This window comes from Pseudoduganella rhizocola (assembly GCF_045984285.3).
In the GTDB taxonomy this organism is placed as follows: domain Bacteria; phylum Pseudomonadota; class Gammaproteobacteria; order Burkholderiales; family Burkholderiaceae_D; genus Rugamonas.
This window is the reverse complement of the sequence record NZ_JBJQIK030000023.1, coordinates 1-12,313: the sequence shown is the minus strand read 5'-3', so window position 1 is coordinate 12,313 and position 12,313 is coordinate 1. Positions and strand designations below refer to the sequence as shown.

The 12,313-nt window shown below is 60.3% G+C and carries 9 protein-coding genes and 1 tRNA gene; all 10 read right to left on the bottom strand.

Features of this window, described 5'->3' with window-relative positions; translation table 11 throughout:
- Nucleotides 1–4,206: DNA-directed RNA polymerase subunit beta' (rpoC, locus tag ACJRPG_RS24745; RefSeq protein ID WP_408002773.1), on the bottom strand; the 4,206-nt coding region annotated here is incomplete at its 3' end.
- A 66-nt stretch (nt 4,207–4,272) separates the two neighbouring features.
- Entirely contained in the window at nt 4,273–8,382 is a 4,110-nt protein-coding gene (gene rpoB / locus ACJRPG_RS24740; RefSeq protein ID WP_408002772.1) for a DNA-directed RNA polymerase subunit beta, read from the bottom strand.
- Nucleotides 8,383–8,604: 222 nt separating this feature from the next.
- Nucleotides 8,605–8,982, bottom strand: a complete 378-nt coding sequence (gene rplL, locus ACJRPG_RS24735; protein WP_179676079.1) for a 50S ribosomal protein L7/L12 — start codon at nt 8,980–8,982, stop codon at nt 8,605–8,607.
- Nucleotides 8,983–9,043: 61 nt separating this feature from the next.
- Nucleotides 9,044–9,547 (bottom strand): 50S ribosomal protein L10, encoded by a 504-nt coding sequence (gene rplJ, locus ACJRPG_RS24730; protein ID WP_408002771.1) that lies wholly within the window; start codon nt 9,545–9,547, stop codon nt 9,044–9,046.
- A 247-nt stretch (nt 9,548–9,794) separates the two neighbouring features.
- Complete coding sequence (rplA, locus tag ACJRPG_RS24725; RefSeq protein ID WP_408002770.1) at nt 9,795–10,490, bottom strand: 50S ribosomal protein L1; 696 nt, start codon at nt 10,488–10,490, stop codon at nt 9,795–9,797.
- Between the two features lie 2 nt (nt 10,491–10,492).
- On the bottom strand, nt 10,493–10,924 hold the full coding sequence (rplK, locus tag ACJRPG_RS24720; RefSeq protein ID WP_130316656.1) for a 50S ribosomal protein L11: 432 nt from the start codon (nt 10,922–10,924) through the stop codon (nt 10,493–10,495).
- 93 nt (nt 10,925–11,017) lie between these two features.
- Nucleotides 11,018–11,617: a transcription termination/antitermination protein NusG gene (gene nusG, locus ACJRPG_RS24715; protein ID WP_408002769.1), complete on the bottom strand. Its 600-nt coding sequence runs from the start codon at nt 11,615–11,617 to the stop codon at nt 11,018–11,020.
- Nucleotides 11,617–12,000 (bottom strand): preprotein translocase subunit SecE, encoded by a 384-nt coding sequence (gene secE / locus ACJRPG_RS24710; protein ID WP_231766969.1) that lies wholly within the window; start codon nt 11,998–12,000, stop codon nt 11,617–11,619. The genes nusG and secE overlap by 1 nt, the downstream gene beginning before the upstream one ends.
- A 37-nt stretch (nt 12,001–12,037) precedes the next feature.
- Nucleotides 12,038–12,113 (bottom strand) — tRNA-Trp (locus ACJRPG_RS24705).
- Between the two features lie 73 nt (nt 12,114–12,186).
- Nucleotides 12,187–12,313: EF-Tu C-terminal domain-related protein (locus ACJRPG_RS24700; protein WP_456057495.1), on the bottom strand; the 127-nt coding region annotated here is incomplete at its 5' end.

Sequence of the window (12,313 nt, the reverse complement as noted above, 5' to 3'; positions counted from 1 at the left end):
GGTTTCGGTGGCTTCGATGTCGGCGCCGCTCATTGCTGCGCGTTCGGCTTGCAGCAGGGCGTTGCGTTCTTCGGCTTCCCAAACTTCCTTCTCGCGGCGGGCGCGGTGGAAGGCCAGGCCGGTACCGCCAGGGATCAGGCGGCCGACGATGACGTTTTCCTTCAGGCCGCGCAGGCCATCGCGCTTGCCCATGATCGCAGCTTCGGTCAGCACGCGGGTGGTTTCCTGGAACGATGCCGCAGAGATGAAGGAGTCGGTCGACAGCGATGCCTTGGTAATACCCAGCAGCACGTTCTCGTAGGTCGCCGGCAGTTTGCCCGCGGCCACAACCTTGTCGTTCTCTTCCAGCAGTTCCGAACGCTCCACCTGCTCGCCGACAATGTAGTCGGTGTCGCCGGCATTGGTGATCTGCACACGGCGCAGCATCTGGCGAACGATCACCTCGATGTGCTTGTCGTTGATCTTCACACCCTGCAGACGGTACACGTCCTGCACTTCGTCCACGATGTAGCGGGCCAGCGCTTCGATACCCAGCAGGCGCAGGATGTCCTGTGGATCGGCCGGGCCGTCCACGATCATCTCGCCCTTGTTCACCACCTGGCCGTCGTGCACCAGCACTTGCTTGTCCTTGGTGATCAGGAACTCGTGCTTGTTGCCGTCCATGTCGGTGATTTCCAGGCGCTGCTTGCCCTTGGTCTCTTTACCGAAGGCCACGGTACCGGTGACTTCCGCCAGCATGCCCGCGTCTTTCGGCGAACGTGCTTCGAACAGTTCCGCCACGCGCGGCAGACCGCCGGTAATGTCACGGGTTTTCTGCGATTCGGTCGGGATACGCGCCAGAACCTCACCCACGGACACTTGCTGGCCGTCTTTCACCATGATCAGCGCGCCGACCTGGAAGCCGATCGCCACTGCGTGTTCGGTGCCGGCAATCTTCACTTCCTGGCCGTCGTCGTTCAGCAGTTTCACCTGCGGACGCATGGTCTTGGTCAGCGAACCACGGCGTTTCGCGTCGATCACCACCAGCGTCGCCAGACCGGTCACTTCGTCCACCTGGCGGGCCACGGTCACGCCTTCTTCGACGTTCTCGAAACGCACCGTACCAGCGTACTCGGTGATGATCGGACGGGTCAGCGGGTCCCACGTTGCCAGCGGTGCGCCGGCTTTCACAGCCATGCCGTCTTTCACGATCAGCGTCGCGCCGTAAGGCACTTTGTGACGCTCGCGCTCGCGGCCATGGTCGTCCGTGATCAGCACTTCGCCGGAACGGGAAATGACGATCTGCGCGCCCTTGCCGTTGGTGACGTAACGCATGGTCGCGGTGAAGCGGATGGTGCCGTTCGACTTGGCTTCCACCGACGATGCCACTGCTGCACGCGATGCCGCACCACCGATGTGGAAGGTACGCATGGTCAGCTGGGTACCCGGCTCACCGATCGACTGCGCTGCCACCACACCCACTGCTTCGCCGGCGTTGACCAGCAGGCCGCGGCCCAGGTCGCGGCCGTAGCACTTGGCGCACAGGCCGTAGCGGGTGTCGCAGGTCAGCGGGGTGCGGACCTTGACTTCGTCCACGCCCATGCGTTCGATCTCTTCCACCATGTCTTCGTCCAGCAGCGTGCCGGCTTCGTACACGGTTTCCTGGGTTTCAGGATTGACGATGTCGGTGCCTGCCACGCGGCCGAGGATACGGTCGCGCAGGGCTTCGATCACTTCACCGCCTTCGACCATCGCCTTCATCAGCGTGCCGTTCGAGGTGCCGCAATCGTCTTCGATCACCACCAGGTCCTGGGTCACGTCCACCAGACGGCGGGTCAGGTAACCGGAGTTCGCGGTCTTCAGTGCCGTATCCGCCAGGCCTTTACGGGCGCCGTGGGTCGAGATGAAGTACTGCAGAACGTTCAGGCCTTCGCGGAAGTTCGCGGTAATCGGCGTTTCGATAATCGAACCGTCCGGTTTCGCCATCAGGCCTCGCATACCGGCCAGCTGGCGGATCTGCGCCGCGGAACCGCGGGCGCCCGAGTCGGCCATCATGTAAATCGCGTTGAAGGACTCCTGGGTGGTCTTGCTGCCGTCGCGCTTGACGACGTCTTCCACTTTCAGCTGGTCCATCATGGCCTTGCCGACTTCGTCCGAGGTCTTGCCCCAGATGTCGACGACCTTGTTGTAACGCTCGCCCGCAGTCACCAGACCGGAAGCGTACTGCTGCTCGATCTGCTTGACTTCGGATTCGGCGGTTGCGATCAGGGTCTTCTTCTCGTTCGGCACCAGCATGTCGTCCACGCAGATCGAGATACCGGCGCGGGTCGCCAGGCGGAAGCCCGACTGCATCAGCTGGTCGGCAAACACCACGGTTGCGCGCAGGCCGCACTTGCGGAAGGACGTGTTGATCAGGCGCGAGATCTCTTTCTTCTTCAGCGGACGATTCAGCACGCTGAACGGCAGGCCTTTCGGCAGGATCTCGGACAGGATCGCGCGGCCCACGGTGGTTTCGTAACGCGTCAGGGTGCGCACGAATTCGCCGGTGGCCGGGTCCTTTGGATTCTCGACGATACGCACGGTGATGCGGGTCGCCAGTTCCACTTCCTTGTTGTCGTAGGCGCGGATGACTTCGGACACGTCCGGGAACATCATGCCTTCGCCCTTGGCGTTGATCGCTTCGCGGGTCGCGTAGTACAGACCCAGCACGATATCCTGCGACGGCACGATCGACGGTTCGCCGTTCGATGGGAACAGGATGTTGTTCGACGCCAGCATCAGGGTGCGCGCTTCCATCTGCGCTTCGATCGACAGCGGCACGTGCACTGCCATCTGGTCACCGTCGAAGTCGGCGTTGAACGCCGCGCAGACCAGCGGGTGCAGCTGGATCGCTTTACCTTCGATCAGCACCGGCTCGAAAGCCTGGATGCCCAGACGGTGCAGGGTTGGTGCACGGTTCAGCATGATCGGGTGTTCGCGGATCACGTCTTCCAGGATGTCCCAGACCACCGGTTCCTGGATTTCCACCAGCTTCTTAGCGGCCTTGATGGTGGTCGCGAGACCCATCAGTTCCAGCTTGTTGAAGATGAATGGCTTGAACAGTTCCAGCGCCATCAGCTTCGGCAGGCCGCACTGGTGCAGTTTCAGCTGCGGACCCACCACGATGACCGAACGGCCCGAGTAGTCGACGCGCTTGCCCAGCAGGTTCTGACGGAAGCGGCCGCCCTTACCCTTGATCATTTCAGCCAGCGATTTCAGCGGACGCTTGTTGGCGCCGGTCATCGCCTTGCCGCGGCGGCCGTTGTCCAGCAGCGAGTCCACTGCCTCTTGCAGCATGCGCTTTTCGTTACGCGTGATGATCTCTGGAGCGCGCAGCTCCATCAGGCGTTTCAGGCGGTTGTTACGGTTGATGACGCGGCGATACAGGTCGTTCAGGTCGGAGGTCGCGAAGCGGCCGCCATCCAGCGGGACCAGCGGGCGCAGTTCCGGCGGCAGCACCGGCAGCACTTCCATGATCATCCACTCAGGCTTGATGCCGGAACGCTGGAAGGCTTCCAGCACTTTCAGGCGCTTGGCGTATTTCTTGATCTTCGCTTCGGACTTCGATTCCTTCAGTTCCACGCGCAGGGTTTCGGCATCGCGGTGGATGTCGATGGAGCGCAGCAGTTCACGGATACCTTCCGCGCCCATGTAGGCGGTGAAGTCGTCGCCGTACTCTTCGTACTTGGCGGCGTAATCGTCTTCCGACATGATCTGGCACTTCTTCAGCGGGGTCATGCCTGGATCGGTCACGACGTATGCTTCGAAGTACAGCACACGTTCGATATCGCGCAGGGTCATGTCCAGCACCATGCCCAGGCGGGATGGCAAGGACTTCAGGAACCAGATGTGGGCGGTCGGCGAGGCCAGCTCGATGTGGCCCATGCGCTCGCGGCGCACCTTGGCCAGCGTGACTTCAACGCCGCACTTTTCGCAGATCACGCCGCGGTGCTTCAGGCGCTTGTATTTGCCGCACAGGCATTCGTAGTCCTTGATCGGGCCAAAGATCTTGGCGCAGAACAGGCCGTCGCGCTCAGGCTTGAAGGTACGGTAGTTGATGGTTTCCGGCTTCTTGACTTCGCCGTAGGACCACGAACGGATTTTTTCAGGCGAGGCGAGACCGATCTTGATCGCGTCAAAGGTCTCGTTCGTCTGTACTTGCTTGAATAGATCGAGCAGGGCTTTCATGTATCACTCCAGGTGATTAAATTCGTATCTTTCGCCGCTCCCGGAGGAGCGGCGCCGGCTGATGTCTTAGTTGCGTTCCAGGTCGATATCGATACCCAGGGAACGGATCTCTTTCACCAGCACGTTGAACGATTCCGGCATGCCGGCATCGATCACGTGATCGCCCTTGACGAGGTTTTCGTACACTTTGGTACGGCCGTTCACGTCGTCGGACTTCACGGTCAGCATTTCCTGCAGCACGTACGATGCGCCGTACGCTTCCAGTGCCCACACCTCCATCTCACCGAAGCGCTGGCCGCCGAACTGGGCTTTACCACCCAGCGGCTGCTGCGTCACCAGCGAGTAAGGACCGGTGGAGCGCGCGTGCATCTTGTCGTCGACCAGGTGGTGCAGCTTCAGCATGTGCATCACGCCCACGGTGACTTTGCGCTCGAAGGCTTCGCCGGTGCGGCCGTCGTACATCGTGACCTGGTTCTTCGATGGGGTCATGCCCAGCTTGGCCGCGATTTCGTCCGGATACGCCAGGTCCAGCATGCGGCGGATTTCCGATTCGTGCGCGCCGTCGAACACCGGGGTCGCGAACGGCACGCCCTTCTTCAGGTTCTGCGCCAGGTTCATGATCTCGTCGTCGCTGAACGATGCGATGTCTTCCTTGGCGCCGGTCTCGTTGTACACGGTGGTCAGGAACTTGCGCATCTCGGCAACCTTGATCTCCTGCGCCAGCATTTCGCCGATACGCAGGCCCAGGCCCTTCGCTGCCCAGCCCAGGTGGGTTTCCAGGATCTGGCCCACGTTCATACGGGATGGAACGCCCAGCGGGTTCAGCACCACGTCGGCCGGGGTACCGTCCGCCATGTATGGCATGTCTTCCACCGGCACGATACGCGAGACCACACCCTTGTTACCGTGGCGGCCTGCCATCTTGTCGCCGGACTGCAGGCGGCGTTTCACGGCCAGGTAAACCTTGACCATCTTCTGCACGCCAGGCTGCAGCTCGTCGCCTTGCGTCAGCTTCTTGCGCTTCTCTTCGAAGGCCAGGTCGAACTGGTGGCGCTTCTCGGCGATGGATTCCTTGATGGCTTCCAGCGCGGAGGCAGCGTCGTCGTCCGCAGGGCGGATGTCGAACCAGTGGAACTTGTCCAGATCGGCCAGGTATTCCTTGGTGATCTTGGCGCCTTTCGCCAGCTTCTTCGGACCGCCGTTGACGACTTTACCGATCAGCATTTTTTCCAGACGCTGGAAGGCGTCGCCTTCCACGATACGCATCTGGTCGTTCAGGTCCAGGCGGTAGCGCTTCAGCTCGTCGTCGATGATCTGCTGGGCGCGCTTGTCGCGCGGGATGCCTTCGCGGGTGAACACCTGCACGTCGATCACGGTGCCGACCATGCCCGAAGGCACGCGCAGCGAGGTGTCTTTCACGTCCGATGCTTTTTCACCGAAGATGGCGCGCAGCAGCTTCTCTTCCGGGGTCAGCTGGGTTTCGCCTTTTGGCGTCACCTTGCCGACCAGCGTGTCGCCGGCCTGCACTTCAGCGCCGATGTACACGATGCCGGATTCGTCCAGGCGGGCCAGCTGGTTCTCGGCCAGGTTCGAGATGTCGCGGGTGATTTCTTCCGCGCCCAGCTTGGTGTCACGGGCCACAACGCTCAGTTCTTCGATGTGGATCGAGGTGTAACGGTCGTCTTTCACGACGTTTTCCGAGATCAGGATCGAGTCTTCGAAGTTCAGGCCGTTCCATGGCATGAAGGCCACGGTCATGTTCTGGCCCAGTGCCAGCTCGCCCAGGTCGGTCGATGCGCCGTCGGCGATCACGTCGCCCTTGGCCACACGGTCGCCCACCTTGACGATAGGACGCTGGTTGATGTTGGTGTTCTGGTTGGAACGGGTGTACTTGATCAGGTTGTAGATGTCCACGCCGACTTCGCCGGCTTGCGCCTCTTCGTCGTTCACGCGGATCACCACGCGGCCTGCATCGATGTAGTCCACCACGCCGCCGCGCAGCGCCTGCACGGTGGTGCCGGAGTCGACCGCCACGGTGCGCTCGATGCCGGTACCCACCAGCGCCTTTTCAGGACGCAGGCAAGGCACGGCCTGGCGCTGCATGTTGGCGCCCATCAGTGCACGGTTCGCGTCATCGTGCTCCAGGAATGGAATCAGCGAAGCTGCCACGGACACGATCTGGCCCGGGGCCACGTCCATGTACTGGATGCGCTCCGGCGACACCAGGATGGTTTCGCCGGCTTCACGCGCCGACACCAGCTCGTCGATCAGCTGGCCCTTGTCATTGATCTTGGCGTTTGCCTGGGCAATGATGTAGCGGCCTTCTTCGATGGCGGACAGGTAGTCGATCTTGTCGGTGACCACGGAACCTTCGACCTTGCGGTACGGGGTTTCCAGGAAGCCGTATTCGTTCAGGCGGGCATACAGTGCCAGCGAGTTGATCAGGCCGATGTTCGGGCCTTCAGGCGTTTCGATCGGGCACACGCGGCCGTAGTGGGTCGGGTGCACGTCGCGCACCTCGAAGCCGGCGCGTTCGCGCGTCAGGCCGCCAGGGCCCAGTGCGGAAACACGGCGCTTGTGGGTGATCTCGGACAGCGGGTTGGTCTGGTCCATGAACTGCGACAGCTGGGACGAACCGAAGAACTCGCGGATCGCAGCCGAAATCGGCTTCGAGTTGATCAGGTCGTGCGGCATCAGGTTGTCGGCTTCGGCCTGGCCCAGGCGTTCCTTGACGGCGCGCTCAACGCGCACCAGGCCGGCGCGGAACTGGTTCTCGGCCAGCTCGCCCACGCAACGCACGCGGCGGTTGCCCAGGTGGTCGATATCGTCCACTTCGCCGCGGCCATTGCGCAGCTCGACGAGGATCTTGATCACGGCCAGCACGTCGTCGTTCGACAGCGTCATGTCGCCGGTCAGTTCATCGCGGCCCACGCGGCGGTTGAACTTCATGCGGCCCACGGCGGACAGGTCGTAACGGTCGGCGCTGTAGAACAGGCCGTTGAACAGCGCTTCCACCGACTCTTCGGTTGGCGGTTCGCCAGGACGCATCATGCGGTAGATCGCCACGCGCGCAGCGGTCTGGTCGGCGGTATCGTCGATGCGCAGGGTCTGCGAGATGTAGGCGCCCTGGTCCAGGTCGTTGGTGTACAGGGTCTGGATGGTGGCGATGTTGGCGTCGCGCAGCTTGCCCAGGGTTTCCTCGGTCAGCTCTTCATTGGCGTTGGCCACCACTTCACCGGTTTCCGGATCCACGATGTTCTTGGCCAGCACGCGGCCCAGCAGGTAGTCTTCCGGCACGGAGATGTGCTTGATGCCGGCCGCTTCGATGTCGCGCACGTGCTTGGCGTTGATACGCTTGTCCTTGGCGACGATGACCTTGCCGTCCTTAGGATTGACGATATCGAAACGCGCCACTTCGCCGCGCAGGCGCTCGGCCACGAACTCCAGCTCGCCGCCTTCGCCGCGCAGGTTGAAGTTGTCGAACACGAAGAAGTTGGCCAGGATCTGTTCCGGCGTCATGCCGATGGCTTTCAGCAGGATCGAGACCGGCATCTTGCGGCGGCGGTCGACGCGGAAGTACAGGATGTCTTTCGGGTCGAACTCGAAGTCCAGCCAGGAGCCGCGGTAAGGAATGATACGGGCCGAGAACAGCAGCTTGCCGGACGAGTGCGTCTTGCCGCGGTCGTGCTCGAAGAACACGCCCGGCGAACGGTGCAGCTGGGACACGATGACACGCTCGGTGCCGTTGATCACGAAGGAGCCGGTGGTCGTCATCAGGGGCAGTTCGCCCATATAGACTTCCTGCTCCTTCATTTCTTTCACGACCGGCTTGGTCGGGGATTCCTTGTCCAGGATCACCAGGCGCACTTTGGCGCGCAGCGGGGACGCGAAGGTCAGGCCGCGCAGCTGGCACTCTTTCACATCGAAGGCAGGGTCGCCCAGCACGTAGGAGAGGAACTCCAGGCGTGCGAAACCGTTGTGCGAAACGATAGGGAAGATGCTGGTGAAGGCCGATTGCAGGCCTTCGTTCTTGCGGGTAGCCACCGGAGTGTGCTCCTGCAAGAAGTTTTCGTAAGACTCGAGCTGGGTTGCCAGCAGGAACGGAACGTTGTGGACGTTGGCGCGTTTCGCGAAGGATTTGCGAATGCGTTTCTTCTCAGTAAATGAGTAGTGCATGGACACTCCGTGAGTGACAGGAAAGGATAAAAACTTCAGGTTTTCGCTGTTTTTGCTATATTTCAAACAACGCAAACCTCAAGGCACTACGCTTTCAAGCCGGGAACAACAAACAAATACTACAGAGACGACAAAGGAGCCAAAGCCGGACCACCTCCCTTCCGGAAGGTGATCCGCAACTTTGGCTCAGGCGCTAAGGACTACCGGCGCCGGAGAATACAATTACTTCAGGTCGGCCTTGGCGCCAGCTTCTTCCAGCTTCTTCTTGCCGGCTTCTGCGTCAGCTTTCGACAGGGCTTCTTTCACGGTCTTCGGTGCGCCGTCAACCAGGTCCTTGGCTTCTTTCAGGCCCAGACCGGTGATTTCGCGAACTGCCTTGATGACGCCCACTTTGTTGGCGCCGACTTCGGACAGAACCAGGTTGAATTCGGTCTGTTCTTCAGCAGCAGCAGCGCCGCCAGCTGCGCCGCCAGCTGCTGGAGCAGCCATTGCAGCAGCGGACACGCCGAATTTCTCTTCGAATGCCTTGACCAGTTCGTTCAGGTCCATCACGGACATTTCGCTCACTGCGTTCAGGATATCGTCTTTGCTAATTGCCATTTGAAACTCCTAATAGATTTATGTGCTACAGAATTGATTACTTGAGAAAAAAGACCAGGGCTTAAGCTGCAGCGCCTTCGGATTCTTTTTTCGCTGCCAGAGCAGCCAGACCACGTGCAAAGCCCGATACCGGAGCCAGCATAACGCCCAACAGCTGCGAGATGAGGACTTCACGGCTAGGAATGCTCGCCAGCGCAGCCACAGCAGCTTTATCCAGCTGCTTGCCTGCGTAGTTACCTGCCTTGATGACCAGTTTGTCGTTGGTTTTGGCGAAGTCGTTGATGACTTTCGCTGCAGCCACGGCGTCGTCCGAGATCGAATAGATCAGCGGGCCGGTCATTTCATCAGCCAGGTTGGCGAACTGCGTACCTTCCACAGAGCGGCGAGCCAGCGTGTTCTTCAGAACACGCAGGTACACACCCTGGGCACGCGCTTTGGCACGAAGTTGCGTCAAGTGAGCAACCTGGATGCCACGGTACTCGGCCACGACGATAGTTTGCGCAGTTGCTACTTTTGCGGAAACTTCGGCGACGACGGCCTTTTTGTCATTCAGATTGAGACCCACGGTCAACCTCCTTAAATGATGTTTGGCAAATGCCGCACATCGGTTCGAACAACGGCGTCCGAGGTTTAGGAGTCCAATGGACTACGAAACTTGTTCGGGTACACCATCTGCGTTGGGCCGCTTGCGCGGATTAACCGGAAACCTGCCTGCTGCTTCCAGCCCAACGGTCTTTGATTGCCTGGCAGGGTTGCCCCTGCCAGCCCAAAGATGCGCCCGGCGAATACGCTGCCGGGACTTGATTCTTTACTTAAGCAGCCAGGGTAGCCTGGTCAACGCGCACGCCTGCACCCATGGTGGAGGACAGCGACACTTTGCGCAGGTACACGCCTTTCGACGATGCCGGCTTGGCTTTGTTCAGGGCGTCGATCAGGGCGACCAGGTTGGTCTTCAGATCGGCGTCGCTGAAGGACTTGCGGCCGATGGTGGCGTGGATGATACCGGCCTTGTCGGTACGGTACTGAACCTGGCCGGCTTTCGCGTTTTTCACGGCGGTCGCCACGTCAGGGGTCACGGTGCCCACTTTCGGGTTAGGCATCAGGCCGCGTGGGCCCAGGATCTGGCCCAGGGTACCAACGATACGCATGGTGTCCGGCGAAGCGATCACGATGTCGAACGGCATGTCGCCGGCCTTCACGCGTTCCGCCAGGTCTTCCATGCCGACCACGTCGGCGCCGGCTGCCTTGGCAGCTTCAGCCTTGTCGCCGGAAGCGAACACGGCCACGCGAACGGTCTTGCCGGTGCCTGCTGGCAGCACGACGGAACCACGCACCACCTGGTCGGATTTCTTAGGATCCACACCCAGTTGCACGGACACGTCGATCGATTCGTTGAACTTGGCGGTAGCCAGTTCCTTGATCAGGGCGACAGCATTGTCGAAAGCGTACACTTTGGTACGGTCTACTTTAGCCTTGATGGCTTGAGCGCGTTTGGACAGTTTTGCCATGATTAGATGCCCTCAACGGTGATGCCCATGGAACGAGCGGAACCGGCGATGGTACGCACTGCTGCGTCCAGGTCAGCCGCGGTCAGGTCCGGGGTCTTCAGTTTTGCGATTTCTTCCGCTTGCGCGCGGGTCAGCTTGCCAACCTTGTCGGTATGTGGCTTGGACGAACCTTTTTGCACGCCGGAGTGCTTCTTGATCAGGAAGGTCGCTGGCGGGGTCTTCATCACGAAGGTGAAGGACTTGTCCGCGAAAGCGGTGATCACCACAGGGATCGGCATACCTGGTTCCATGCCTTGGGTCTGCGCGTTGAACGCCTTGCAGAATTCCATGATGTTCAGGCCGCGCTGACCCAGTGCCGGGCCGATCGGTGGGGATGGGTTTGCCTTACCAGCTGGCACTTGCAGCTTGATAAAGCCAATGATTTTCTTTGCCATGATGGCGTTTCCTATCGTTGGTTTGAGTAGTAGCGCCCCGCCACATGGCGGGGCTCCTCGTGCGGATTAAACGCTCCGTTCGGCGCTTCCTGCTTAAACTTTTTCGACCTGGCCGAATTCGAGCTCGACCGGCGTTGCGCGGCCGAAGATGGTGACCGAGACGCGCACTTTCGACTTCTCGTAGTTCACTTCCTCCACGTTGCCGTTGAAATCGGTGAACGGGCCATCCTTGATGCGCACCTGTTCGCCCACTTCGTACAGCACTTTCGGCCGTGGCTTTTCGACGCCTTCCTGCATCTGGTGCATGATCTTTTCGATCTCGCGCGCAGGAATCGGGGTCGGCTTGTTCGATTTGCCGCCGATGAAACCGGTAACCTTGCTGGTGTTCTTCACCAGGTGCCAGGTGTCATCGGTCATTTCCATTTCCACCAGCACATAGCCAGGGAAGAAACGACGCTCGGTGACGGATTTCTGGCCGTTCTTGACTTCAACCACTTCCTCGGTCGGCACCAGGATCTGGCCGAACTTGTCCTGCATGCCGGCGCGCTCCACGCGCTCGGTCAGTGCACGCTGCACGCTTTTCTCCATGCCGGAATAAGCATGCACAACGTACCAGCGCTTGTTATTCACTGGAACGCTGAGCGCTTGTGCCGGGTCTTCGCCCGGCACCTCGTTTTGCACGTTATCGCTCATTATTTTTTCCAACCCAGGATTACGTCGTACAACAGGAATTCGAGCAATTTATCCGTGCCCCACAGGAACACTGCCATCACCACCACGAAGGCGAACACGATCAGCGTGATCTGCGTGGCCTCCTTGCGGGTCGGCCAGACGACCTTTTTGGTCTCACGGACGGATTCCTTGGCAAAATTCAGGAAATCGCGGCCAGTGGTCGAGGTGTAAGCGATGCCTGCGCCAATAAGCAAACCACCCACCAGCGCTGCGACGCGCATAATGGATGGTTGACCTGCCAGGTAGAAGAACCCGACGACGCCTGCAATCACCGCAACCACTGCCAGCAGCACCTTGAGCTTATCGCCCGGCGTGCCAACGGTTTGCACGGATTGATTAGACATTTAACTTTTTACTTTCGGTGCCCTGCACCAGATTCGGTGGCAGGGGCGGAGGGCATCGAACCCCCAACCTTCGGTTTTGGAGACCGACGCTCTGCCAATTGAGCTACGCCCCTACGTAAAACTTACAGTGGAATCCGTAATTCTAGCACCCAACACGGTTGGGCGCTAGACCCTGGCGGGAATTCCTTAGGCGATGATCTTCGCGACCACGCCTGCGCCAACGGTACGGCCGCCTTCGCGGATTGCGAAACGCAGGCCTTCTTCCATAGCGATCGGGTTGATCAGCTTGACGGTGATCGACACGTTGTCGCCT